Below are 24,647 nucleotides of genomic sequence, written 5' to 3' on the forward strand. Positions count from 1 at the left end.
TTAGCCCCGTCCCTGTTCAGTGGCAATAATCCGGTTTGGCAAGATGTGTTGCGCGGTGCGCAAAGTCAGTGCCGCAGCGGTCAGGGTTGAGTTCATCGTGGCCGAAGTCGGCATCACACCGGTGCTGCAAATGAACAGGTTGTCGTGGTCGTGGGTACGGCCATAGCTGTCGCACACCGAGGTCTTCGGGTCGTTGCCCATGCTCATGGTGCCGGTGATGTGCTGGTTGTTGGCAAAGCTGCCTTCGGCGCTGTAGCGCAGATTGGTGGCGCCCATCATTTCGGCAATCCGTGCGAAGTCTTGGTGGGACCGCGCCGCACCCTTGCGGGTGTATTCGTCGATGGCGTAGTTGACCTTGGGTTTGGGCAGCCCCAGCTTGTCTTTCTGATCGCTCAGGCTGATACGGTTCTCAGGGTTGGGCAGGACTTCCAGCACGTCCTTGAGGCTCATTTCGAAGGCGGCGCGGTGGCGCAACTGCTTCTCGAATTCGGCACCGTAGACCCCGGCCGTGATCAGCGCGTCAGTGGCGCCGTTGACCCGGGAGATATTGGTGAAGTCCAGGCGATACGGAGCATGCTCGGAGCGGAACTCACCATCGCGCATGGTGTTGATCGAACTCGGGCTTTGCGGGCCGCGGCCCAGCCACAGTTCTTCATCGGCATCGAAGGTCAGCGAGGTGCTCGGGTGGTCCATCAGGTTGCGGCCCACCATGCCGGAGCTGTTGGCCAGGCCGTTGGGGTACTTGTCGCTGGCAGACATCAGCAGCAGTTTCGGGCTTTCGATGCCGTTGGCGGCAAGGATGAACGTCTTGCCGGTAACCCGGTGCGATTGTTTGTCCGCGTCGAAGTAGTGCACGGCCACGATATGGCCTTGGTCATCATGTTCGATGCGATAAACCACGGCGTTGACGTGCAGTCGGGCGCCTGCGTCCACTGCGGTCTGAATCGCGATGCCGCCATGGTATTGCGCGTCAATCGGGCAAATCGGCTGGCAGCTGTTGTTGCCACAGCAGGCCGGGCGACCGTCATAGACGCGGCTGTTACGGGCGGTGGTGTTACCCACTACCGGGAACGCCGGGGCCAGGCGTTCGCGGATGCGGCGCATGGCGTAGGGCTCGGTCACGGGTTCCATCGGGAACGGCTGGCTGCGGGGTGAACCGGTGTTTTCAGCGCCTGACACGCCCCAGATCTCTTCCGCCTGTTGATAGAAAGGGTCGAGTTCTGCATAGGTCATGGGCCAGTCGACGCCCAGGTTGTACAGGGTCTTGATCCGCATGTCGCCGGGCACCAGGCGCCATGCCTGCGCGGCCCAGTGCCAGGTGGTGCCGCCGACGCCGCGGATGTATTCGGCCGGATACGGGTAAGGGCCGCCCTGAACCAGATAGCCGTTGTCGGTCGGCTTGTAGATCGGGTGCGGAGCGATGTCGCTGCAGGTATAGGGCGACATCCAGTCACTTTTACGTGTCGAATTGCGGAATGCGGCAACCACCCGCCCGCGATCGATAGGGCCGCCTGCTTCAAGAATCAGCACCGAGGCGCCTTGTTTGAGCAGGTGAGTGGCGGCCATGGCGCCGCAGATGCCCGAGCCGATGATGACGATGTCCGCGGACAGTTGATCAGACATTGTTCACCTCTTTTTTCAATTCGACTGTCGGGTTGCGAGCCCAGCTTCCATAAGTGCCATAGGCATACGTAGGGGGCTTGAGCACATCAGCGACGATCTGCGCATTCAAGGCGTGTTCGTATGCCAGGCAACGGGCCTGGGCGCCGCTGCCGACTACGCCCATGAACCAGGCCATGGCAACTTTGCGCGGCACGCTGGCCAGGGACGATTTCTCGTCATCCAGGGTCTGTTGCAGTTGCATGGGGTCAATCTGGCGCTCATTGATCAGCACCAGCAGCTCTTTGGCTGCCTGCGCAAAACCGGGGTCTTGTTCAACCAATGCTTTGAACAGCATGCCGGCCAGCACCGGGTCGAGGCTTTGACGCCCGGCGATGATCGCTGACAGCGCCACAAAGGCACCTTGTTCTGGTGTGTCGACCGTTTCGGCCAAGGCGAAGGGAATCAGGGACGCGGTATAAGCAGTCAAGAGTCCTTGCAGCAGCACGCGCCGCGTAGGCTTTTTCAGATCATTCAGGCAATTCATGGTTCTTCCTGTCGTTGCAGGTTTTAGTTATGGGGGTGCAGCATTTGCGCAATCAACGATGTGATTGCGCGGGGAGGGCACTGGCGGTGGTTAGTCGCCAGAGAGGGGAGCGCAACAATAACAAATGTTTAGCTAACTATCTTTAATTGTTTCAGTGCCATGGCCGCTGTTACATAAGCGCCAGAATGCGCTGGCCCAGTGCTTCGGCGCTGGCTTGTGACTGGATGTTGGCAAACCCCAGCAGAAGAGCCGATTGAGGTGTGTGTTGCTGGCTCCATTCACTCAGTGCTTCGGCGAACAGACCGTGCTGGCGCATGCGTTGCACCAGTGCGGTGTCCGATTGCGAGGCCTTGAGATGCATGATCAGGTGCATGCCGCCGGGGTTGGCATCGATGCTGACATGCTCGCCCAGTACGTTGTTCAGCCCGCGCACCGTCAGTGCTCGACGTTCGCCATACAGTTTGCGCATGCGCTGGATATGCCGGGCAAAGTGACCTTGCGCCATAAAGGAGGCGACGATGGCCTGGGTCAGTTGCGGGCAACCACCGCGAAAAATCTGGCTGATACTTTCAAAGCGCCCGATTTGCGCCTCGGGCACCACCAGATAAGCCAGGCGTATCCCCGGAAACAGCACCTTGCTGAAGGTGCCGCTGTAAATCACCCGCCCATCGCGGTCCAGACTCTTGAGTGCCGGCAGCGGACGGCTGATGTAGCGGTACTCGCCGTCGTAATCGTCTTCGACAATCCAGGCCTGTTGCCGGCTGGCCCAGGCCAGTAGTTGCTGGCGGCGCGGCAGTGTCAGCGATACACACAGAGGGCTCTGGTGGGCGGGGGTGACCACGGCTGCACGGAACCGGTCGTCCATGGTCCGGGGCAAACATATGCCGTCCTGATCCACGGCAGTGGCGACTGCCTCTATACCCAAGTGCCCGAGCAACTGGCGGGTAGGCGGATAACCGGGGTCTTCCACCAGCACCCGGTCGCCCGGTTCGAGCAATGCATGGGCGATCAGCGACAGGCTGTCCCGATACCCCGTGGTGATGAACACCTGGGACGGGGCACAGCTAATCCCGCGGGCAACCTGTAAATAGCTGGCAATGGCGATGCGTAACGCTTCCAGGCCCTGGTCCGGGGGCAGGGCCATGTCCTCGACGGTGGCGCTGCGCACGCAACGTGCGCCGATTTGGGCCCAGGTTTTACGGGGGAAAACGTCCAGCGCCGGCAGGCCCATTTGAAAGGGCAAGATCTGCGGTTGCTGGCGCAGGGCCGGGCTGGCTGTGCCAGGGGCGGTTATCGGTTCAGGGTTACTGCTGATCCCTTGCGCCACCACCGTTCCTGCCTGGCCCCGCGCGTGCAGATAGCCTTCGGAGCTCAGCAATGAATACGCGCAATCCACAGTGCCTCTGGCCAGTCCCAGTTCTTTGGCCAGAGCCCTTGCAGCGGGCACACGCTCACCGGGTTTGAGCGAGCCGTTGGCTATGGCCGCACGAAAGCGTGCGTAGAGCTGGCGGTAAATGGGTTCACTGGAGGTCGGGTCCAGCGGGGAAATACGCGGCACAGTGGTTTTCATGGTCTGCCTGAAGGAATCATGGCCTATAGAAGAAGGCAATTCATGGCTCTTTTTGATAGAGCCATGAGCCGGCACTATGGTCTCACCTAATGTGCCACTGCAAGGACAGTCATGAACCCGCGTATCGATTACTCCAAGGCTTCACCCGAGGGCAACAAGGCATTTGCCAATGTCTACGCCTGTGTGCAAAACAGCGGTCTGCCAAAAGCGTTGATCGACCTGGTGTATCTGCGGGTATCGCAAATAAATGGCTGTGCCTACTGCATCGATCTTCACTCGCGGGATTTGCTCAAGCACGGCATGGCCGTTGAAAAGCTGGTGTTGGTACCGGTGTGGGAAGAAGGGGGTGAGTTGTTCAGCCGGCGTGAGCGGGTTGCGTTGAGATGGGCACAAAGCGTGACCCGGGTAGAGCAGAGCGGGGTAAGTGATGCTGACTATGAACAGGCGGCGGCTGAATTCAGCAACAAGGAACTGGCGGACCTGACCTATGCCATCGGCCTGATGAACGCCTACAACCGCTTCGGCGTGGCCTTTCGCATGACCCCGGCAGCGGCCCGGGGGTAATCGGGCCTGTAACATTCAACACATAACCCTGTAGGAGCGAGCTTGCTCGCGAGCTTTTTCAATGCCGCGACCAAGAGCTCGCGAGCAAGCTCGCTCCTACAGACAAGCTCGCTCCTACAGTAGGGGGCGGTCAGGCGTTGCTCAGAACTTCCAGCTGACCGAGGCCGTCAGGTTGCGCGGGTCGCCGTAGTTGCTCTGCCCATAGCGCACGCTTTGCAGGTACTTCTGGTTGGTGAGGTTGTCCAGGTTCAGCTGGGTGCTCCAGTGCGGGTCGATGTCGTAGCTGGCCATCAAACCCACCAGTGCATAGGCCGCCTGGTTTGCCGCCGCCGCGTCGTCGTTCTCGATCTTGCTTTGCCATTTCAGGCTGCCACCCACCTTGACCTTCGGCGCCATCGGCAGTTTGTAGGTCATGGAGGAGGTCAGGGCATTGCGCGGGATGAATTTGCGCCCGCGGTCATTGTCGGCATCGGTGATGTACACGTAGGTGTAGCCGCCGCTGATTTGCAGGCCCGGCGCCAGTTCGCCGGATGCCTCAAGCTCGATCCCGTTGCTCTTGTAGGACATGCCGTCGTACAGGTAACCGCCCAGCGCCGGATTGAGGCCGGCATAGGTGGCGACGTTGTCCTGTTTGGTGTGGAACACCGCCGCGCTGACATCCAGTTTGTTGTCCAGCAAATGGCCCTTGATGCCTGCTTCGTAACTCTTGCCTTCCAACGGGTCGATCACTTTGCCCTGGGTGTTGAGGTAGTACTGGGGATTGAATATCTCGGTGTAGCTGGCATACAGCGAGTATTGCGGGGTCAGGTCGTAGACCACGCCCGCATACGGCGTGACCTTGCCGTGGATGCTCACATCCCGGGCCGAGTCGTAGTTCTCGCCGTCGCTGTCGGCGCTGAGCATGCGTGCCCCGGTGATCAGGTGCAGATCGTCGGTCAGGCTAAAGCGTGCACCGGCGTAGACACTTTTCTGGCGGTCGGTGTAGTTGGAAGTATCAGCGGCGTTGGCGATGTTGTAGGTGGGCTTGGGGATGACCCCGTTGAGGGCATCTTGCAGCGAGACGTCGGTGTAGTACGACGATGTGCCATACAGCGAAGTCTCCTGGGTGCGCGAGCGAGCCACGTTGGCGCCGAAGGTCAGTTGGTGTTCACGACCGCCAAGGGTGAAAGGGCCGCTGAAGGAGATGTCGCCATCCAGTTCCCGGGTCTTGTCCTTGTAGTTGGAGGCAAGGCCGGTGAAACCGGTGGCCGAGCCGCTGTTGCCGTACACGTAGAACATGTTGGTGTCTTCGCGGTGCTCCATGGCGGTCAGGGTCAGCGTCGACTTCCAGTCATTGGCGAAACTGTGTTGCCACTCGGCAAAGGCGCGAGTGGTGTGCACGTCCCAGTACACCCACGGCTGGGCGATGCTGGAGCGGGTGCTGCTGTAATGCAGCGCCTTGCCACTGGCATCGGTCAGCGGCAGCGCGCCCCAGCTGGCGCCGTTGGCATTGGTCTTCTGGTCTTCGATGCCCAGAGTCAGGGTGTCGTTGTCAGTCAGGTCGAAGGCCAGCAGGCCGCTGAAAATATTCTTCTCCCGCGAGTAGCGGTCCAGGTAGGAATTGCCCACCTCGTTGGCGTAAATCACCCGTCCGCGCACATTCCCCGAGTCGGTCAGAGGCCCGGAGACATCGAGGTCGACGCGGCGTTTGTCCCAGGAACCGGCACTGACACTGACCTTGGCTTCGGTGTCATAGGTGGGGCGTTTGCGCACAAAGTTGACCGTGGCCGAGGGGTTGCCGCTGCCGGTCATCAGGCCGTTGGCACCGTGCAAAATGTCCACTTGCTCATAAGGCGCCGTGTCGATATCGCCCACCAGCAACCCGCCGTTCAATGGCATCCCCATGCCGTCGTACTGGAAGTTGGTGATGTCGAAACCGCGGGCTGTGAAGTAAGTGCGATCGGTCTCGATCTTCTGCACGTTGACCCCCGGTGTACTGTCCAGCACGTCGCGGATACTGTTGAGTTTGAAGTCATCCAGTTGCTCGCGCTTGATGCTGGTCACGCCTTGTGGCGTTTGCCCTGCGGTCAGGTTCAGCCGCGTGGTGCTGGCATTCGGCCTGGCCTGATAACCCTGCGGCGCGTCTTCACTGTCGCCAGTGATGCTGGTGGAAGGCAGGTCCAGGGTGTCGGCAACGGCACTGTTGAGAACGCCCAGGGCGATCAGCGTGAGGGCTGACGTGGGCAGGGTGAACATTTTGCGCATGATCTGCGAATACTCCGGGCAAGGAACTGCGTAAACGAGAATTGGTTACAAATTTTCACATTTGCGTAAATAACAATCAATGCCATTTACCAATCTTTACGATTCGCGTTTGCTGGAGGGGGTGATCATGCTGCGGTCTAACCAGCTGTAGGAGCGAGCTTGCCTCGCGAGCTCTTGGCGATTTTATGCGCCGCGTGCAAAGAGCTCGCGAGGCAAGCTCGCTCCTACAGGTACAGGTACAGGTACAGGTACAGATTCAGATTTCAGGTTGTTATTGGTCGATCAGGATTTTCGGGTTGGAGTTGCCCCATACGGTGTACAGGTCGGCAAGCAGCGCACCGTTGATGTCTTCGACTTCTGCCTGGCTGATTTGCGCCTTGCCCTGCTGGCCGAACAGCACCACTTCATCACCGCTTTTCACATCCGGGGCATCGGTGACGTCAACCATCAGTGTGTTCATCGACACTTTGCCCACCACTGGCACGCGGTGGCCGTTGATCAGCACGATGCCTTTGTTGGTGAACGCACGGCGGTAGCCGTCGGAGTAGCCAACCGTGATGTTGGCCAGTTTCGAGTCACGGCCCAGGGTGTAGGTGCGGTCATAACCGACGGTATTGCCCTTGGGGTAGCTGTTGACCGAGGCCACGTGGGACTTGAACTGCATCACGCGCTTGTAATCGGTGTGCGATGGCACGGTGTCACCGAACAGCGCGCCGCCCGGGCGGACCATGTCCAGGTGCGACTCGGGCACTTCCAGGGTGGCGAACGAGTTGGCGGCATGCAGGGTGATTTTGCTGCGATCGAGCCCGGCAACATTCATCAGCCACTCTGCCTGCTGATTGAAGGCCTTGAGCCCGGCGCGTACGTCGTCGGCATCCTCGACCGCGAAGTGGGTCATGATCGCCCGTATTTCCAGGTTCGGCACTTTGGTGATGGCGACCGCGTCACGGCGACCTTCTGCGGTGGTCATCTCAACGCCGTTACGGCTCATGCCGCTGGAGTTCAGCCCCAGGTGTACCACCAGCGGGCGGCCGTGCTGCTCGGCAATCAGGCTGGCCTTGACCGCGAAATCGAGGTTGCCCACCAGTTCTTCCATGTTGTAGGGCAGTGCCGCTTCCAGCTCGCTGAGGGCGGCGGTGCGTACGCGGATCAACTGGCCCTTGAAGCCGCTTTCACGCACCACACGGGCCTCTTCGTTGCTGGCGACCCCGACACAGGGAACGCCCATGGCAATCACTGACGGCATCAGCAGCCCGATACCGTGACCGTAGGCATCAGCCTTGAGTACGGCGCAGATTTTCGACTTGCCATCCAGGGTGGTTTGCAGCACCCGGATATTGTTTTCAAAGGCCGCCTTGTTGATTTCGACCCAGGCATTGCTGTCCTGGGTGTTGACCTGCGCGACACCATTGGTCATCGACAGGGGCGGGGCGGCGAAGGCCGGGTTTTGCAGCAGAGCCATGCCTAAAGAGAGGGCGAGCAGGGTGCGAGTGAAGGGCATTATCGGAGTTTCCATACATTATTTTTAGGGAGGGGCGGTAGGGCGGGCCGATACTAGAATTGACGCCGGGTAAAGTCACTCCCCTGGCCGCGGATCTGTCTCATTGTGTCGTGATGCCGATGATCTGTGGCCGATCCCCAAAGCTTGGCTATGCTCGAAAGTTTGCGGGGGGACGCGTGCGATGATTACTGATCCGGAAATGTGTTTACGGTTGTTGTTGGCGGCCTTGCTGGGCTGTCTGATCGGGCTTCAACGCGAGCATCTGTTTTGGTCCGCAGGGCTTCGCACCCACATGCTGGTGTGTACCGGGGCCTGCCTGTTCATGATGGTTTCGGCCTTTGGTTTCGAGCAGGCGCTGACCATGCCCGGTACCCGACTGGACCCTTCGCGGATCGCGGCGCAGGTGGTGACCGGCATCGGCTTTTTGGGGGCGGGCTCAATTTTGCAGCGGGGTGCCGTGATCAGGGGCCTGAACACGGCGGCCAGTTTGTGGGCAGTGGCCGCCATTGGCCTGTCGGTGGGCGGCGGGCTGTATACGCTGTCGGTGGCGGCCGCAGTCTTGATCCTGGTGATTCTGGCGATCCTTGGGCCGCTAGAGCGAAAGTACCGCGATTACCTGAAGGTGCACGTGGTCAGGCTGGTGGCTCCGACCGGTACCCTGACAATGAACCGGCTCAAGGAGGTATTGGGTGCCCGGGCCGATAACATCAAGCATCTGGTGACCGAGCGGGGGTCGGTCCACGACACGGAATTCGTCACCATCGAGTTCAGGAATACGTCCCGGCTGGAATACAACGCCATCGTCAACGACATCCTCGGCATACCGCAGGTTACTGAAGAGCAGGCTGTTCAGTAACTTGCGGTCTGGCAGCGGTCACGACTTGCTGTTGGCTCGCCCCGGGTAATTGAGCACGAACTGCACGTGCGCCTTTACACCGGTGGCCAGGGTTGCGTCATCGGCGGTGAAGTAGGGGCTGTGATTGTTGGGGGCCGAGGCCATGTCCTGGTCTGCGGGAGTGGCCCCCAGAAACACGAACAGCCCCGGGACTTTTTGCGCGTAATACGAGAAGTCTTCGCTGGGCGACAGCGATGCAGGCAGGCGCTCAACCTTGCCCGGCGCTGCCAGTTCCAGCGCCGGCACCATGGCCTCGGTCAGGCTCGGATTGTTGACGGTCACCGGGGTATGGTTGGTCACCTGCAGATCGGCCCGGGTCTCATAGGCACTGGCAATGCCCTGAACCAGCGGCGGCATTTTTTTCAGGATAGTGTCGCGGATCGCCGGGCTGTTGCTGCGGATGGTCCCGGTGAGTTCGACTGTCTGCGGGATGATGTTGCTGGCCGAGCCGCCGTTGATGGTGCCGACACTGACCACGGCCATGCCCTGGCTCAGGTCCGCACGACGACTCACCAAGGTCTGCAGTCCGCCAATGATGGCGCCGCTGGCAACAATCGGATCAACCCCGCTCCACGGTGCCGAGCCATGGGTTTGCTGACCGTCCACGGTGATGCGGAACTGATCGCTGCTGTTAAGTACCGTTCCGGCTTTGTAATACAGGTGCCCGGTCGGGTAGCCCGCCATCACGTGAACCCCGAACACGGCTTCAACCTTGGGCGAGTCCAGGGCACCGTCACGGATCATGGCCTGGGCTCCGATCAGCGTATCGGTTTGCGAGTCGTCCACATCGGCGGCGCCTTCTTCGGCCGGCTGGAACAGGAACACCACCGTACCGGCCACTTGGTCCCGATGCTCGGCCAGTACCCTGGCTGCGCCCAACAGCATGGCGGTATGGGTGTCATGCCCACAGGCATGCATGACCGGCACGGTTTTACCCAGGCGTACGCCAGTGGCTTTACTGGCATAGGGCAGGTCGTTCAGTTCCTTGACGGGCAGCGCGTCCATATCGGCACGCAGCGCAACCACCGGGCCGGGGAGGCCGCCCTTGAGCACGCCGACCACACCTGTCTTGCCGACCTGGGTACGCACTTCGAGACCCAGCGCCTTGAGTCGATCGGCCACCAGCGCTGCGGTTTTAACCTCCATATTGCCCAGCTCGGGGTTCTGGTGAATGGTATGGCGCAGGTCAATCACCTCCTGGTTGACTGAGGCTACAGCCGGGTCAACCCAGCTCAGGTCGGCGGCCTGGGTCGTGGTCACGGTCATTGCGCTGAGCAACGCAAGGTATAAGAGGCCAGGTCGTAGGGGCATGGGCATGACGGTTCACTTCTTGTTGTTTTGGATCCGGGCAGGGTATGTGGTTGCCTTGACGGGTTCAAAGGCCGGCAGCCGAAAAGTGTTCGATTACCGGGCATTGGCGGTGGTGCCTCCATCGCTGCCATCGCGAGGCTCGCTCCTGCCGGGAGGGGCAGCGATGTTGCTCAGGTGTCCTTGAAAACGGCCATCAGCAAGGGGTCATTCAAGTACGCCACATTGAGCCGGGTCCAGGGGTTGATCCGCGACTGCTCGGGGGAAAAGATGTGCCCCGGGGCAATCATGAAACCCTTGGGCAGCAGTTGGCGAGTCAGCTCCCGGGCATCGTCAATGTGCTTGAACCTGGCCCACAGGTAGAGGCTCTGCTCAGGGCGGCAAAACACTTGGGCACCAATCTCGTCGAGCATCTGCAGTCCGGCCGTCGTCGCGGCCTTTAGCCGTTCCTGAAGGCGGATCAGATGCCGCAGGAAATGCCCCTCCATCAAAATCACATCCACCGTGCGCTCACAGAACTCCGATGAGCTGGTGTGCAACAGCATCTTCAGATCACCCAGTTCGTCAATCAGCTCCTTGCTGCCGGCGATGAAGCCGACCCTGAGTGCGGCCGAGACCGATTTGGAAAAGCTGCCCACATACAGTGAGTGCCGGAGCTGATCCAGTGCCGAAACCTTGATGGCCGAAGCCGGCTTGAAGTCGGCCAGTGCATCGTCATCCACCAGAATAAAATTGTGCGCCTGTGCCAGTTGCACCAGGCGATGGGCAACGCCTGGCGAGATATCGGAACCGGTAGGGTTGTGGCCCACCGATTGAATGAAGAACAGCTTTGGCTTGTACAGGCGCAGATGCTGCTCCAGCACCTGGATGTCCGGCCCGTCGGGTAAACGCGGTACTGGCAGCATGCGCGCACCTTGCAGTTGCAGCTTGCCGAACAGGGGGTAGTAGCCGGGGTCTTCCACCAGCACCGTATCGCCCGGGGCAACAAAGCGCCGCACGATCAGGTCCAGTGCATGGTTGGCCCCATGGGTGGTGACGATTTGCCGGGGCGTGGCGCTAATCGAATAGCTCGCCAGCTTCTGTACCAGGTGCTGGCGCAGGCCGGCGTTCCCCAGGCGGTTGCCATAGCGAAACAGGGTGCTGACGCCGGTGCGCATGATCTGCCGGGTGAATTTGTCCAGCCGCATGTCCATCAGCCAGTCCACTGGCGGGAAGCCTTCACCAAGCGGCGAGTGGCCGGGCTCGCGGACAAATTGCTGGCGCATCAGCCATACCGTGTCCATAGCCCGGGCGTAGGGCAAAGGGTCATCGGATTCTTGAGTGGCAGGGGCGCCAGGGCGCACGAAGAAACCGAGCCCGTGACGGGCCTCGACCAGACCTTGGGACGCCAGTGATTCGTAGGCGTTGATCACCGTATTTTTTGAATGGCCGAACAGGCGCATGCATTCACGCAGCGACGGCAAACGATCGCCTGCGCGGTAAGTGCCATTGCCGATTTGCTCGACCAGCGAAGCCGCCAGCTGCTGGGCGAGTGTGAGGCGCGTCATGGTCTGGAGTCCCGAAAATCAGAGGAGGGTACAGCTTGGGTACTGTTTGTCCGAACTGTACCTTTTACCCGGGGCCAAGGCGAATTAGGGTGCAAGTCAAATAATAAAGATCACAGGATTTATTCATGAGCATTGATTCGCGCCTTCCTATGTTCCGCAGCATGACGCCAGCCGCGCGTCTGGGGCACTTGCAAGAGGTGCTCAAGCTGAGCGCCGACGACGTTGCCCTGCTCAGCGATGCGGGCGCACTGAACCTTGAAGTCGCCGACGGGATGATCGAAAACGTCATTGGCACCTTCGAGCTGCCTTACGCCGTTGCCAGCAATTTCCAGATCAATGGCCGGGACGTGATCGTGCCGATGGTGGTTGAAGAACCCTCGGTGGTGGCTGCCGCTTCCTTCATGGCCAAACTGGCACGTGAGGCCGGGGGCTTTCAGACCTCAAGTTCGCTGCCGCTGATGCGTGCCCAGGTGCAGATTGTCGAGGTGTCGGACCCGTACAACGCCCGCCTGAGCCTGATGCGGCGCAAGGACGAAATCATCGAGCTGGCCAACCGCAAGGATCAGTTGCTGAACAGGCTCGGTGGCGGTTGCCGTGATATTGAGGTGCATACCTTTGCCCAAAGCCCGCGCGGGCCGATGCTGGTAGCCCACCTGATTGTCGATGTGCGCGATGCGATGGGTGCCAACACCGTGAATACCATGGCCGAAGCTGTCGCGCCGTTGATGGAAGAAATCACCGGCGGCAAGGTGCGCCTGCGGATTCTGTCCAACCTCGCCGACTTGCGTCTGGCGCGGGCCCAGATCCGCGTGGCCCCGCAGTTGCTGACCACCGCTTCGTTCAAGGGCGAGGACGTGATTGAAGGCATTCTGGATGCTTACAATTTTGCGGTGGTTGACCCTTACCGCGCCGCCACCCATAACAAAGGCATCATGAACGGGATCGACCCGCTGATCGTTGCCACGGGCAATGACTGGCGAGCGGTCGAGGCGGGCGCCCACGCCTATGCCTGCCGCAATGGTCATTACGGCTCCCTGACCACCTGGGAAAAAGACGCGGCGGGCAATCTGGTCGGCACCCTGGAAATGCCCATGCCCGTGGGCCTGGTGGGCGGCGCAACGAAAACCCATCCGCTGGCCCAGCTGTCGTTGCGCATCCTTGGCGTGAAAACCGCCCAGGAGCTGGCAGAAATTGCCGTGGCCGTGGGCCTGGCGCAAAACCTCGGCGCGTTGCGGGCGCTGTCTACCGAAGGCATACAACGTGGACATATGGCCTTGCACGCCCGCAACATCGCCCTGTCTGCGGGAGCCCGTGGCGAAGAGGTGAGCTGGCTGGTCGCACAAATGGTCGAAGCCGGTGATGTACGTGCCGACCATGCGGCAACGTTGCTCAAACAAAAGCGCGGGCTGTAAGACTGCCCCGCCAACCCTGTAGGAGCGAGCTTGCTCGCGAGCTCTTCGTCGCCGGGTTGAAAAAGCTCGCGAGCAAGCTCGCTCCTACAGACAAGCTCGCTCCTGCAGGGGTAGGCGCCATCTCTTCACCGCCATAACAATAAAAGTGGGAGAACCCTTTGAAACCCGAACTGTACGAAGTATGGGGCGACACGGTTGACGCCCGTCATCTGGTGTACGCCATCGCCATTGGCGCCGTGGTCAGCCTCAGCGCATTTTTCGTCGCCCAGCATGTTCTGCTGATGTGGGTGGAGTCGGCGCAGATGGCGCGGGCCTACGCGATGCTGGTGGGCATCCTCGGCTGTCTGGCTGGCGGGGCCATCAGTGCCACCCTGTTTAAACCCAAACGCCATGTGGTCGAGCATCAGGCTGACCCGGCATGGCGCGCGCAAGTACTGGTGGAATTGCAAAACGAATTCGGCGACCTCGGGCGGCTCGCTGACTTGCCGCCAGAAACCGTGGCCGAGCTTCGGGAAATGGACCTCTACGATCTGTTCGCCAACTATGAAAAAGACCTGGCAGCCGCCCCGGTTGCGGACGCGGCCAGTGGCCTGAGTGTCAGTGGGAGCCGGTCATGATCGCGCCCTTGCTGGACCAGATTCTGATCGCGCTGGGCATGGGTATTTTGGGCGCGGTGATTTTTGCCGGTATCGGGCTGATTTCCGGCAGCGATGAAACCACCACCCTGGCGCCCCTGACCCTGCTGGTGGTGTTGCTCGGGGTTCCGGCGCCTGGCGTGCTGACCTTTTTTCTCGCCGGGGCGGTGGCCAAACACATGACCCACGCCGTGCCCACTGCACTGCTGGGCATCCCCGGCGATACCCTGGCCACGCCGCTGATGCGCGAAGCCAACCTGCTGCGCAAACTCGGGGTGCCGCACATCGCCTTGCGCAAGATGATCTCGGGCGCGGTGATCGCCGCCTTGATCGCAGTGCCGATGGCCGTATTGTTCGCGGTGATGCTGGCGCCGTTCGGCGACACCATCAAGCGCACCGCACCGTGGATTTTCCTGGCGGCGGCAGTTGCCATTGCCTGGTTTTCCAAGGGCCGGCTGGCGGCCGTACTGGCCTTGATTCCCTTTGTGCTGATCATCCTCGGTCTGCAGACCCTCACCGGGCAGTACGGGGTCAAACTCAGTGTCAGTTACTTCCTGGGCATCGCCATCGGCCCGTTGATTGCAGCCCTGTTCGCCTTGCTCGCACCTGACGAGCGCAGCCACATGCGCCGCAGCGAAGTGCGCACGTTCTCCCTGTCGCCGGATGTCAAAAGCGGCGGCGGCTACTTCCCCAACCCGCTGAAGGTGCTTGACCGCCAGCAAAGCCGCTGGACCGCCATCACCGCGGTCATCTCCAGCGCCACCTTTGTCTTCAGCCCGGTGGCCATGACCGTGATCATGGGCGAACTGGTGGGCTCAAGAATCAAGCATGTCTATCACCGCCTGACCACCGTGATTACTGCGCGCAACGGGGTGACGGAATCGACCTACATCGCCGAAGCACTGATTCCGCTGATTGCCTTCGGGCTGCCCCTTAGCCCCGTGGCAGCGGGTCCGGCAGCACCGCTGTTCAATGCACCGCCACGCTTTACCGTGGACTCGGCCACCGGTGAGGTACACAACCTGCACACGCTGCTCAGCACCTGGGAGTTTTTCGGCTACGGCATGCTGGCGGTGATCGTCGCCATTCTGATCGCCTATCCGTTCACCATGAACTACGCCTACCGGGCGGCTTCCTGGGTCACGCGCACGATCAGCCACGAAGCGGTCATCGCCACCTTTGTCGGTCTGATCCTGGTGATCGGCATTTGGGAAGGCGGCTTGCTGGGGCTGCTGGTGATCGTCACCGTGGGGCTGCTGGGCGGGTTTCTCTCGCGTTTTCTGGGCTTCAACATCGGTGTGCAGTTCATGGGTTACTACACCGCCGTACTGACCGTGCCGGCGCTGGTGGCCTTGCTGGGAGCCTGATCTGCCCAGCGCCGGTGCTGCTGTGTACACTCCACCGCTTCGGTCATGTTTAAGGAGATCCCGGTGGATCTACGCCAGCTGGAAGCGTTTGCCGCGGTAATGTCGGCGGGCAGCGTCACGGGGGCCGGGCAAATGCTCGGGCGTTCACAACCCACCGTGACCCGCCTGATTCAGGAGCTGGAGCAGGAGCTGGGGTTTGCCCTGTTCGAGCGCAGCGGGCCCAAGGTCACGCCGACGCAAAAGGCCTTCATGCTCTCGGCCGAGGTGGACAGTGCCTTGCAAGGAGTGCGTCACGTGCAGCAGCGGGCGCTGAACATTGCCCGGGACGAGAACCGCAGCTTGCGTCTGGTGGCCACTCCGGCGCTGGCGTCCGGGTTGCTGCCACCGGCGCTGGCGCTGTTACCGGTGGGCCTGCAACCCCAACAGTTGCAATTGCACAGCCTCACGGCCGAAGCGGCGGTACAGGCGGTACTGGCGAAAACCGTGGACCTGGGCGTGGTCAGTCTGCCGGTCGAGCACCGTGGCCTGGACCTGCACTGGATTGGCGAGGCGGCCTGCGTGGCTGTGCTGGCGGATGATTCACCGCTGGCGGCGCAGCCGGTACTGAGCATGCAGACCTTGGCGCAGCAGACCCTGATCAGTATTTCCAACCCCTTTCGCTTTCGTCGTCGGATCAATCGCGCCTTCGAAGCGGCGGGTGTTGAACCGCAGCACATTCTGGATACCAACACCTCCCTGACCGCCATGCAGATGGCCCGGGTCGGTCTGGGCGTGGCCCTGGTGGACCCATTCACCGCCTTTGGTGTGCCGTTGAGCGGTGTGGTTGTACGCCCGATTGAAAGCAACATCCCGTTTTTCTTCGGTTTGATCTCGGCCTTTGCCAGCCCGCTGTCGGAAGTGGCCCAGGCGTTGATCGAGACCTTGAAAGTGTCCTCCCGGGACCTGCTGCCGGGCATGACCGTACACCCTGCAAGCCGTCACGATGCGCTGATGCAAAGCATCTACGCGGGCTGAAAGGCGCGAGCCTTTTCATCGCGGCCCCGCAGAGCTCGCGAGGCAAGCTCGCTCCTACAGTTCTCCATAGGGAAAACCCCGGCCCTCAGGCACCTCAACCCCCTGTAGGAGCGAGCTTGCTCGCGAGCCTTTTCATCGCGGCCCCGCAAAGCTCCATAGGGAAAAACCCGGCCCCTCAGACACGTCAATCCCCTGTAGGAGCGAGCTTGCTCGCGAGCTTTTTCATCGCGGCCCCGCAGAGCTCCACAGGGCAAACCCCCAGCCCCTCAGACACGTCAATCCCCTGTAGGAGCGAGCTTGCCTCGCGAGCTTTTTCATCAAGACACCGAAGAGCTCGTTCCTGCAGGGTAGGCGGCATATTCTTTTTGGAAATATCCATATCCTGATCTGGCAGTTGATGGAATAAACAGCGCCCCTTAGTATTCATTTACCACATTCAGTGCGCTTAAGAATCACGAAAACGAATTGAAGGCTACCAACATAGACCTTCACGCTTCGCGGACATCCAGCCGACCTCGGCAAATCGCCGCACGACCTGCTTCAACCTTTTTGGCGATTTATCGGGGGAGTTTGCTTATGCAATCCGGCGCATCATCGGCTTCAGTTTTTTCACCGGCAGCCATCGCGCTGACCGGTCTGTGGATGGTCAGCGCGCCTGCGCTGGCGCAAGAGGATGAGGACAAGGCCCGCAGCAAGGCCGAGCCTGTGATGCAAACCGTGGTCTCGGTGGGTAACCGCGGCACTCAGCGCACGGTGGCGCAAAGCGCGGTGCCTATCGATGTGATCAGCGGCCAGGAATTGCTCAAGCAGGGCGCCAGTACCAGCCTGCGTGATGCACTGGCTCAGTTGCTGCCTTCGTTCAACGTGGCCAAGGTCACCGGCGGTGCCTACAGCAATGTCGCCCGGGCGGCAGGTCTGCGCGGTCTGGGCGGCGGTTATGTGCTGGTGCTGGTGAACGGCAAACGCCGTCACGGCGGTTCCGTCGCCTCCGAAAACTCGGTGCTGTCCGAAGGCTGGAACCCGGCCGATCTGGACCTGATTCCCATCAGCGCCATTGACCGGGTCGAGGTGCTGCGCGACGGCGCTGCGGCGCAATACGGCTCGGACGCGATTGCCGGGGTGATCAATATCATCCTCAAGTCCAACAGCAGCGGCGGCAGTGCCAGCACCATGGCCGGGCGCCGTTCGCATTACGCCAGCGGCGTCGGCTCCAACGGCGAAACCTATCAGCAGACTTTCGACATCGGCATGCCATTGCCCAATGACGGGTTCTTCAACTTTGCCCTGGATGCCAAGAAGCAGGACAGCACCAAGCGTTCGGGGGTGGCCACCGGTGATTTCTACTACCCGGTCAACGGCCAGCCTGACCCGCGTGAAGCCAGTATCGAGAAGCGCAGCTACGGCGGTGGCTTGCCAGAGATCGAGCAGATCAACGTCTCGTACAACGCCGAACTGCCGCTCAACGATGCCATCGCCCTGTACTCGTTCAGCACTGTGGGCCAGCAGAACGCGCTGGTGTCCATTGCCTATCGTCGACCCAACGGCAATACCATCATCAACGAGCTGTACCCGGACGGTGTCGCCCCGGATTTCACCTTTGACAGCTTTGACTACCAGAGCGTGTTCGGTGCCCGTGGCGATGATCTGGCCGGCTGGGGCTGGGACCTCAGTACTTCCTACGGCGTCAACCGCCAGAAGCAGAGCAGCAAAAACAACCTCAACCCGTCCCTGGGCACCGCCAGCCCGACCCGTTTCGATTTGCAGACCAACCAGTTCACCCAGTGGACCACCAACCTGGATCTCAACCGCAAGTTCGACATCGGTACGCGCAACCCGCTGAATTTTGCCACCGGGCTCGAGTACCGCTTCGAGCAGTACCGCACCGAGTCCGGCGACGCTGCTTCCTATGCCAACGGCGGTTATCGCTACCCGGCCGGACACCCGCGTGCCGGTCAGTTGTCGGCCATTGGCGCCCTGGGCAACTACCTGCTGTTACCCGAGGATGAGGTCAATCTGCGGCGCAGCAACTCGGCGGCCTATGTCGATCTGGGGCTGGATGTGACCGATAAATGGTTTGTCGGCGCCGCCGGGCGTTTTGAGCACTACACCGACAGCTCGGGCAACACCTGGACCGGCAAGCTCTCGACCCGCTATGCCTTCACGCCGCAACTGGCTGCTCGGGGGGCCCTGAGCACCGGCTTCGTTGCGCCTTCGATGGTGCAGCAGGGCTATGCCAAAACCGGCCTTGGCCGTCGCACCGTGGGCAATCAGACCCAGGACATCATGATCAAGCGGGTGCAGCCGAACTCGGCCATTGGCCGGGCGCTGGGCGCCGAAGACCTGGAGCCGGTGAAGTCGCAAAGCGTTTCTGCCGGACTGACCTGGACCCCGGTCCAGGACCTCAATATTGCCCTGGACGCCTATCTGATTGACCTGCAGGACCGTATCGCGCTGATCAGCCCGCTGTCGGGTTCGGCGGTGGACAAGATCCTCGCCGCCAACGGGTTTTCCCATGTGCAGCAGGTGCAGTACTACGCCAACGCCTTCGACACCCGGAGCAAAGGCCTGGACCTGGTTGCCGACTACACCCAGCACCTGGACCGCTTCGGGCGCTTGCGCTGGAACCTGGGCGCCAACTGGAACAAGGCCACCATCACTGACCTCAAGGCCAACCCGGCACAGCTGCAAAGTCTCGGTCTGTCGCGCTTTGAAGCCACCGAGCTGGGCGGTGTGACCGACCTGATCCCCAAGAGCAAATACATCGTCGGGGTGAACTGGCAAGTCAACGACTGGGACATCGGCCTGCGCAGTACCCGCTACGGCAAGGTCAAGCGTCTTGGCAGCGGCACCACCGGTATCGATGAAACCTTCAGCGCCAAATGGATCACCGATGTCGACGTGAGCTATGCCCTGACCGACAACGTTTCGGTGTCTCTGGGCGCCGACAACGTGTTCAACGTCTACCCGGACAAGCACACCGTGAATGATGTCTCCGGCGGCTCCTACTACTCGTCCATCTCGCCGTTCGGCTCTTACGGAGCGTTCTACTACAGCCGCCTGAACATCGATTTTTAAGCCCATGGGCCATGCGCCCGCTCACCTGATTGAGAAACCGACAATGCCCCACACCCCTGCACCCATCGGTCTGACTGCCCTCGAAGCGCGCCTGCGCGAGGATTTGCAGTGGCTCGATTTACCCGCCCGGCCCTGGGTCAAACCGCGCCACCTGGAAGACCGGCCACTGCTTGAAGTGGCGGTGATCGGCGGCGGTATGGCCGGGCTGGCGGTGGCTGCCGAGCTGGGGCATCTGGGTATCAGGGCGGTGGTGTTCGATCAGTCTGAAGAGGGCTTTGAAGGGCCGTGGGCAACCACGGCGCGGATGCAGACCCTGCGCTCGCCCAAGCAATTGAGCGGCCCGGCGCTGGGCTTGCCGGCCCTGACCTTCCGCGCCTGGTTCGAGGCGCAGTTCGGGCTGGCGCAGTGGGAGGCGCTGGACAAGATTCCACGTCTGCAATGGGCGCAATACTTGCGCTGGTACCGCCAGGTACTGGCGCTGGATGTGCGCAATCGCCACCGCGTTACCCGGGTCCAGCCCCGGGCGGACGGTTGCGTGGAGTTGCAGATCGACAACATCGGGCAGGTACAGACGGTATGTGCCCGGCACGTGATTCTGGCCACCGGGCGAGACGGTCTGGGCGGGCCCTGGGTACCCGAAGTGGCGCTGCAATTGCCGCGCGAGTACTGGGCGCATTCGGCCGATGGCCTGCAGGATCACTGGTTTGTCGGCAAGCGGGTTGCGGTGATCGGCGGTGGCGCGTCGGCCATGGATGCGGCGGGCACTGCGCTGGAAGCCGGTGCGCGTTCGGTGGACCTGCTGGTGCGGCGCACCGATTTGCCACGGGTCAACAAGGGCAAAGGGGCCGGTAACCCGGGCATGACCCATGGTTACTGGCGCTTGCCGGATGACTGGAAGTGGAGCATCCGCCACTACCTGAACTTGCAGCAGGTACCGCCGCCCCATGGCAGCACCCTGCGTGTTTCGCGGCATGCCAACGCCCGTTTTCTGCTGGGCAGCCCGGTTGAATCAGTCGCGGTGCAAGCCGATGGCAGCCTGTTGTTGCAGACCCCGACGGCACGTTTGCAGTACGACTTTCTGGTGTTTGCCACCGGCTTTCGCAGCAACTGGGAACTGCGGCCGGAGTTCGCCCCGATTGCTTCGCACATCAAGCTTTGGGGTGATCGCTACACCGCCCCCGAGGGCCGGCACGACCAGGAGCTGTCGCAACTGCCGGACCTGGGCCCGTTGTTCGAGTTCCAGCAACGCACGCCCGGCGCCTGCCCGGGGCTGGATCGGGTGCACTGTTTCAGCTACCCGGCAGCCCTGACTTACGGCGGTGTTTCCGGCGATATTCCGGCCATCAGCGAAGGTGCCAAACGCATGGCTCAGGGCCTGGCCGGGCAGTTGTTCAACGACGATGTGGCGCTGCATTTTGAGGCCATGCAGGCCTATGACGAACCGGAGCTGCAGGGCGATGAATGGCAGCCGGGCCGCTTGCGGGCCGAGGAGCTGCGTACATGAGTGGCTGGCTATTGCGACGCCTGGGGCAAGCCTTGCTGGTGATGCTGCTGATGACCCTGATCGTGTTCGTCGGCCTCAATGCCATCGGTAACCCGGTGGACATCCTGGTGGGCGAAGACCTGAACCAGGCCGAGCGCCTGCAGGCGATCGCCCGCCTGGGGCTGGATCAACCGTTATGGCAGCAATACCTGAACTTCCTCAATGGCGTGCTGCACGGCCATCTGGGCAAAAGTTATGTCTACCACGAAGACGCCTTGCAACTGATTTTGCAACGCCTGCCTGCGACTCTGGAACTGGCATTCAGTGCCTTGTTGATGGCGATCCTGATCGGCGTACCGCTGGGGCTGTACGCCGGGCTTTACCCGGACACGGCTGCGGCACGGCTAATGATGGCGGGGAGCATTATCGGCTTTTCGCTGCCGGCTTTTTGGGTGGCACTGATGCTGATCCTGCTGTTCTCGGTGCATCTGGGCTGGCTGCCGGCCAGCGGCCGTGGCGAAACCCGCGAGTGGCTGGGCATTCAGTGGTCGTGGCTGACCCTTAACGGCTGGCAGCATTTGTTGCTGCCAGCGCTGAATCTGGCGCTGTTCAAGATCTCTCTGGTGCTGCGCCTGACCCGTGCCGGGGTGCGCGAAATCCTGCCCCAGGACTTCGTCAAGTTTGCCCGGGCCAAAGGCCTGTCGCCGACGCGGGTGATCCTCATGCACGTGCTGCGCAATACCCTGATCCCGCTGGTGACGGTACTTGGCCTGGAGTTGGGCTCGACCATTGCCTACGCGGTGGTGACCGAGAGCATTTTTGCCTGGCCCGGCGCCGGCAAGTTGATTCTGGACAGCATCAACAACCTCGACCGGCCGGTGGTGGTGGCTTACCTGATGGTCGTGGTGGTGATTTTCGTGACCCTCAATCTGCTGGTCGATGTGCTGTATCGCCTGCTTGATCCGCGTGTTCGTCTGGAAGGTGTGCAATGACCGTGCTGATCAAACCCCCTGCGCAATTGCAGGTGCAATCGCTGTGGCAACGCGGCGCGGTGGATTTTCTGCGTTCGCCGCTGGCCGTCACCGGCCTGCTGGTGCTGCTGGCGATTGTGTTGGCCGCGTTGCTGGCGCCGTGGATCACCCCGCAAAACCCCTATGACCTGATGCAACTGGACGTCATGGATGCACGTCTGGCGCCGGGTGCCATCAGCCAGGAAGGCGCTTACACCTACTGGCTGGGCACGGACGGGCAGGGCCGCGACCTGTACTCGGCGATTATTTATGGCTTGCGCATCAGCTTGCTGGTGGGCGTGGGCTCTGCGTTGATCGCGGCCGTGGTCGGTACTTTGCTGGGGCTGATCTCGGCCTATGCCGGGGGCTGGGTCGATGCGCTGATCATGCGGGTGGTGGACCTGTTGCTGTCGTTCCCGGGGATCCTGATGGCGCTGATGATTCTGGCCTGGCTGGGCAAGGGGGTGAGCAACGTGATGCTGACCCTGGTGCTGCTGGAGTGGGCCTACTACGCCCGTACGGCGCGCGCCCAGGCGCTGGTCGAAAGCCGTCGCGAGTATGTCGAGGCGGCGCGGGGGCAGGGCATCAGCCGCTGGCGGATTGTGGTCGGGCACATTTTGCCCAACTGCCTGCCACCGCTGATTGTGATCGGAGCATTGCAGATCGCCCGCGCCATTACCCTGGAAGCGACCCTGTCGTTCCTCGGCCTCGGGGTGCCAATCACCGAGCCGTCGCTGGGCCTGCTGATCGCCAACGGCTTTCAGTTCATGCTCGGCGACGAGTACTGGATCAGCGTGTTTCCGGGGCTGGCGCTGCTGCTGACCATCGTTTCGATCAACCTGGTGGGCGACCGCCTGCGTGATGTACTCAACCCGAGGTTGCAGCGATGAACGCACTACAGACTGCTGTGCTGCCCGCGACCCTTGAGGTGCGCGGCCTGTCGACTTCTTTCCATACCCGCGACGGCATCCTGCCGGCGGTGCGCGAAGTCTCGCTGCGCTTGCAGCCGGGGCGGATTCTCGGGCTGGTGGGGGAGTCGGGGTCGGGCAAGTCGGTCACCGGGTTTTCGATCATGGGGCTGGTGGATGCACCGGGGCGGATCAGCGCCGGGGAGATCCTGTTCCAGGGCCGCGATCTGACCCGGTTGTCAGCCAGAGAGCTGCGGCATTTGCAGGGCAATCGCATCGCGATGATTTTTCAGGACCCGATGATGACCCTCAATCCGGTGTTGCGCATCGACACCCAGATGATCGAGGCGGTACAGGCGCACAACCCGATGAACCGGCGCCAGGCCCGCCAGCATGCCAGCGACACCTTGGCCGCGATGGGCATTGCCAGCCCCGAAGAACGCCTGCGTGCCTACCCGCATCAACTGTCCGGGGGCATGCGCCAGCGGGTAGCCATTGCCATAGCCTTGCTGCATCGCCCGGACCTGATCATTGCCGATGAACCGACCACGGCCCTGGATGTGACGATTCAGGCGCAGATCCTCGGCGAAGTGCAAAAGCTGGTACGCGAGCAGGGCACCGCGCTGATCTGGATCACCCATGACTTGTCGGTGGTGGCAGGCCTGGCCGATGAGGTGGCGGTGATGTACGCCGGGCGCATCGTCGAGCAGGGCAGTGTCGACGCGGTGCTTGACCGTCCACTGCACCCCTACACCCAGGGCCTGATCGACAGCCTGCCCAGTCGCAACCAGCGCGGTCAGCGGCTGCGGCAAATTCCGGGCATGGCCCCGGATCTGCTGTCGATGCCTGCCGGCTGTGCCTTTGCCGAGCGTTGCAGCCGGGCCAGCAGTGCCTGCGCGGTGCAGCCGCCCGCGGTTGAAATTGAACCCGGTCGCAGCCTGCGCTGCTTCCATCCCGCCGTTGTTCAGCCTGGAGTTGCCCATGGCCAATGAATCCGTGCCGCTGATTGAGTTGCGCCAGGTCAGCAAACAGTTTGGCCAGGCCCCCGGCGGCCTGCTGCAACGCCTCGGCCTGCGCCAGCCGCGACCGGTGACCCGGGCAGTGGAGGGCGTCGACCTGCGCATTGCCCGGGGTGAAGTGGTGGGGCTGGTGGGCGAGTCCGGCTGCGGTAAGTCAACGCTGGGGCGCATGGTTGCCGGCTTGCTGCCGGCCTCAAGCGGCAGCGTAAGTGTCGACGGGCAACCGATGGAGTCGCTCAGCAGCAGCGAGCGGCTCAAGGTTCAGATGGTGTTTCAGGACCCTTATGCCAGCCTCAATCCGCGGCTGCGGGTTGACCGTATTGTTGGCGAAGGTGCGCTGCGTCAGGGGCTGACCGACGCTGGCGGCTTCGATGATTACGTCAGTGCCCAGTTACGCCGTGCCGGTTTGAGCCCGCAGTTGCGCCAGCGTTATCCGCACCAGTTCAGCGGCGGCCAGCGCCAGCGCATCGGCATTGCCCGGGCGCTGGCCGTGCAGCCGCAGTTGCTGGTGTGCGATGAGTCGGTGGCGGCGCTGGACGTGTCGATTCAGGCGCAGATCCTCAATCTGTTCATGGACCTGCGCGAGCAACTGGGCCTGACGTATCTGTTTATCAGTCACGACCTGGGCGTGGTGGAACACCTCTGCGACCGGGTAGTGGTGATGTATCTGGGGCGGGTGGTGGAGTCGGCCACGGTGGACGAATTGTTTGCCCGCGCCAATCACCCCTACACCCAGGCGCTGCTGGCGCAGATCCCCCGTTTTGAACTGCGCCGCAGTCAGTACCAGGCCATTCGCGGGGAGATTCCCAGCCCGCTGAATCCGCTTTCCGGCTGTCATTTCCATCCGCGCTGCCCGCATGCCACAGCCCGCTGCCGCGAACAGGCGCCGGCGCTGCTGCAAGTGTCACCCGGCCATTTCAGTGCCTGCCATCTCAACTCTTGAACGGAA

19 protein-coding genes are annotated in these 24,647 nt (G+C 61.8%); 12 read left to right on the plus strand and 7 right to left on the minus strand.

Features of this window, described 5'->3' with window-relative positions; translation table 11 throughout:
* From ACP7BO_RS09280 to ACP7BO_RS09290, 3 genes are all read right to left on the minus strand, one after another.
* Window positions 1–1,623, minus strand: a complete 1,623-nt coding sequence (locus tag ACP7BO_RS09280) for a GMC family oxidoreductase (RefSeq protein WP_426209817.1) — start codon at window positions 1,621–1,623, stop codon at window positions 1–3.
* Window positions 1,616–2,146, minus strand: coding sequence for a sugar dehydrogenase complex small subunit (locus ACP7BO_RS09285; protein ID WP_426209819.1), 531 nt, complete (start codon window positions 2,144–2,146; stop codon window positions 1,616–1,618). The genes ACP7BO_RS09280 and ACP7BO_RS09285 overlap by 8 nt, the downstream gene beginning before the upstream one ends.
* 169 nt (window positions 2,147–2,315) lie before the next feature.
* A complete protein-coding gene (locus ACP7BO_RS09290) occupies window positions 2,316–3,716 on the minus strand; it encodes a PLP-dependent aminotransferase family protein (RefSeq protein WP_426209821.1) in 1,401 nt (466 codons plus the stop codon).
* Window positions 3,717–3,827: 111 nt separating this feature from the next.
* Between ACP7BO_RS09290 and ACP7BO_RS09295 the strand changes: the two genes are divergently transcribed.
* The gene (locus ACP7BO_RS09295; protein ID WP_426209823.1) at window positions 3,828–4,280 is read left to right on the plus strand and encodes a carboxymuconolactone decarboxylase family protein; all 453 of its coding nucleotides are present in this window, start codon (window positions 3,828–3,830) and stop codon (window positions 4,278–4,280) included.
* Window positions 4,281–4,421: 141 nt separating this feature from the next.
* Here ACP7BO_RS09295 and ACP7BO_RS09300 read toward each other — a convergent pair whose 3' ends face one another.
* Window positions 4,422–6,524, minus strand: a complete 2,103-nt coding sequence (locus ACP7BO_RS09300; protein WP_426209825.1) for a TonB-dependent siderophore receptor — start codon at window positions 6,522–6,524, stop codon at window positions 4,422–4,424.
* Window positions 6,525–6,795: 271 nt separating this feature from the next.
* Window positions 6,796–8,025, minus strand: coding sequence for an alanine racemase (gene alr / locus ACP7BO_RS09305; RefSeq protein ID WP_073510246.1), 1,230 nt, complete (start codon window positions 8,023–8,025; stop codon window positions 6,796–6,798).
* Between the two features lie 181 nt (window positions 8,026–8,206).
* On the opposite strand from alr, the gene ACP7BO_RS09310 reads away from it, so the two are divergent.
* Entirely contained in the window at window positions 8,207–8,881 is a 675-nt protein-coding gene (locus ACP7BO_RS09310; RefSeq protein WP_426209827.1) for an MgtC/SapB family protein, read from the plus strand.
* An 18-nt stretch (window positions 8,882–8,899) separates the two neighbouring features.
* Here ACP7BO_RS09310 and ACP7BO_RS09315 read toward each other — a convergent pair whose 3' ends face one another.
* Both ACP7BO_RS09315 and ACP7BO_RS09320 read right to left on the minus strand, forming a co-directional pair.
* A complete protein-coding gene (locus tag ACP7BO_RS09315) occupies window positions 8,900–10,186 on the minus strand; it encodes an amidohydrolase (protein ID WP_397456931.1) in 1,287 nt (428 codons plus the stop codon).
* 215 nt (window positions 10,187–10,401) lie between these two features.
* Complete coding sequence (locus tag ACP7BO_RS09320) at window positions 10,402–11,775, minus strand: PLP-dependent aminotransferase family protein (RefSeq protein ID WP_426209830.1); 1,374 nt, start codon at window positions 11,773–11,775, stop codon at window positions 10,402–10,404.
* Window positions 11,776–11,900: 125 nt separating this feature from the next.
* Here ACP7BO_RS09320 and ACP7BO_RS09325 point away from each other — a divergent pair, with 125 nt between their 5' ends.
* From ACP7BO_RS09325 to ACP7BO_RS09370, 10 genes are all read left to right on the plus strand, one after another.
* Window positions 11,901–13,187, plus strand: coding sequence for a hydroxymethylglutaryl-CoA reductase, degradative (locus ACP7BO_RS09325; protein ID WP_426209832.1), 1,287 nt, complete (start codon window positions 11,901–11,903; stop codon window positions 13,185–13,187).
* Window positions 13,188–13,345: 158 nt separating this feature from the next.
* Window positions 13,346–13,804 carry a hypothetical protein gene (locus ACP7BO_RS09330; protein WP_426209834.1) on the plus strand — a complete coding sequence of 153 codons (459 nt, stop codon included), beginning with the start codon at window positions 13,346–13,348 and terminating at the stop codon, window positions 13,802–13,804.
* Entirely contained in the window at window positions 13,801–15,189 is a 1,389-nt protein-coding gene (locus ACP7BO_RS09335) for a tripartite tricarboxylate transporter permease (protein WP_426209836.1), read from the plus strand. The genes ACP7BO_RS09330 and ACP7BO_RS09335 overlap by 4 nt, the downstream gene beginning before the upstream one ends.
* Before the next feature lie 63 nt (window positions 15,190–15,252).
* The gene (locus ACP7BO_RS09340; RefSeq protein ID WP_426209838.1) at window positions 15,253–16,203 is read left to right on the plus strand and encodes a LysR family transcriptional regulator; all 951 of its coding nucleotides are present in this window, start codon (window positions 15,253–15,255) and stop codon (window positions 16,201–16,203) included.
* Window positions 16,204–16,779: 576 nt separating this feature from the next.
* Window positions 16,780–19,278 carry a TonB-dependent receptor plug domain-containing protein gene (locus ACP7BO_RS09345; protein WP_426209840.1) on the plus strand — a complete coding sequence of 833 codons (2,499 nt, stop codon included), beginning with the start codon at window positions 16,780–16,782 and terminating at the stop codon, window positions 19,276–19,278.
* A 43-nt stretch (window positions 19,279–19,321) separates the two neighbouring features.
* The gene (locus tag ACP7BO_RS09350) at window positions 19,322–20,782 is read left to right on the plus strand and encodes an FAD-dependent oxidoreductase (RefSeq protein WP_397456923.1); all 1,461 of its coding nucleotides are present in this window, start codon (window positions 19,322–19,324) and stop codon (window positions 20,780–20,782) included.
* Window positions 20,779–21,753 (plus strand): ABC transporter permease, encoded by a 975-nt coding sequence (locus tag ACP7BO_RS09355; protein ID WP_426209843.1) that lies wholly within the window; start codon window positions 20,779–20,781, stop codon window positions 21,751–21,753. Before ACP7BO_RS09350 ends, ACP7BO_RS09355 begins: the two co-directional genes overlap by 4 nt.
* Entirely contained in the window at window positions 21,750–22,661 is a 912-nt protein-coding gene (locus ACP7BO_RS09360) for an ABC transporter permease (protein ID WP_060692789.1), read from the plus strand. The genes ACP7BO_RS09355 and ACP7BO_RS09360 overlap by 4 nt, the downstream gene beginning before the upstream one ends.
* A complete protein-coding gene (locus ACP7BO_RS09365) occupies window positions 22,658–23,671 on the plus strand; it encodes an ABC transporter ATP-binding protein (RefSeq protein ID WP_397456920.1) in 1,014 nt (337 codons plus the stop codon). The genes ACP7BO_RS09360 and ACP7BO_RS09365 overlap by 4 nt, the downstream gene beginning before the upstream one ends.
* Window positions 23,661–24,641 (plus strand): ABC transporter ATP-binding protein, encoded by a 981-nt coding sequence (locus tag ACP7BO_RS09370; RefSeq protein ID WP_426209846.1) that lies wholly within the window; start codon window positions 23,661–23,663, stop codon window positions 24,639–24,641. The genes ACP7BO_RS09365 and ACP7BO_RS09370 overlap by 11 nt, the downstream gene beginning before the upstream one ends.
* Window positions 24,642–24,647 lie beyond the last annotated feature (6 nt).

It is taken from the genome of Pseudomonas sp. TWR2-1-1 (assembly GCF_049897045.1).
GTDB lineage: Bacteria > Pseudomonadota > Gammaproteobacteria > Pseudomonadales > Pseudomonadaceae > Aquipseudomonas > Aquipseudomonas versuta.

Coding starts and splice junctions, on each gene's coding strand:
- ACP7BO_RS09290 (WP_426209821.1), bottom strand. CDS start 3,716: ATGAAAACCACTGTGCCGCGTATTTCCCCGCTGGACCCGACCTCCAGT.
- ACP7BO_RS09280 (WP_426209817.1), bottom strand. CDS start 1,623: ATGTCTGATCAACTGTCCGCGGACATCGTCATCATCGGCTCGGGCATC.
- alr (WP_073510246.1), bottom strand. CDS start 8,025: ATGCCCTTCACTCGCACCCTGCTCGCCCTCTCTTTAGGCATGGCTCTG.
- ACP7BO_RS09360 (WP_060692789.1), top strand. CDS start 21,750: ATGACCGTGCTGATCAAACCCCCTGCGCAATTGCAGGTGCAATCGCTG.
- ACP7BO_RS09320 (WP_426209830.1), bottom strand. CDS start 11,775: ATGACGCGCCTCACACTCGCCCAGCAGCTGGCGGCTTCGCTGGTCGAG.
- ACP7BO_RS09355 (WP_426209843.1), top strand. CDS start 20,779: ATGAGTGGCTGGCTATTGCGACGCCTGGGGCAAGCCTTGCTGGTGATG.
- ACP7BO_RS09300 (WP_426209825.1), bottom strand. CDS start 6,524: ATGCGCAAAATGTTCACCCTGCCCACGTCAGCCCTCACGCTGATCGCC.
- ACP7BO_RS09285 (WP_426209819.1), bottom strand. CDS start 2,146: ATGAATTGCCTGAATGATCTGAAAAAGCCTACGCGGCGCGTGCTGCTG.
- ACP7BO_RS09345 (WP_426209840.1), top strand. CDS start 16,780: ATGCAATCCGGCGCATCATCGGCTTCAGTTTTTTCACCGGCAGCCATC.
- ACP7BO_RS09325 (WP_426209832.1), top strand. CDS start 11,901: ATGAGCATTGATTCGCGCCTTCCTATGTTCCGCAGCATGACGCCAGCC.
- ACP7BO_RS09370 (WP_426209846.1), top strand. CDS start 23,661: ATGGCCAATGAATCCGTGCCGCTGATTGAGTTGCGCCAGGTCAGCAAA.
- ACP7BO_RS09335 (WP_426209836.1), top strand. CDS start 13,801: ATGATCGCGCCCTTGCTGGACCAGATTCTGATCGCGCTGGGCATGGGT.
- ACP7BO_RS09295 (WP_426209823.1), top strand. CDS start 3,828: ATGAACCCGCGTATCGATTACTCCAAGGCTTCACCCGAGGGCAACAAG.
- ACP7BO_RS09365 (WP_397456920.1), top strand. CDS start 22,658: ATGAACGCACTACAGACTGCTGTGCTGCCCGCGACCCTTGAGGTGCGC.
- ACP7BO_RS09315 (WP_397456931.1), bottom strand. CDS start 10,186: ATGACCGTGACCACGACCCAGGCCGCCGACCTGAGCTGGGTTGACCCG.
- ACP7BO_RS09310 (WP_426209827.1), top strand. CDS start 8,207: ATGATTACTGATCCGGAAATGTGTTTACGGTTGTTGTTGGCGGCCTTG.
- ACP7BO_RS09350 (WP_397456923.1), top strand. CDS start 19,322: ATGCCCCACACCCCTGCACCCATCGGTCTGACTGCCCTCGAAGCGCGC.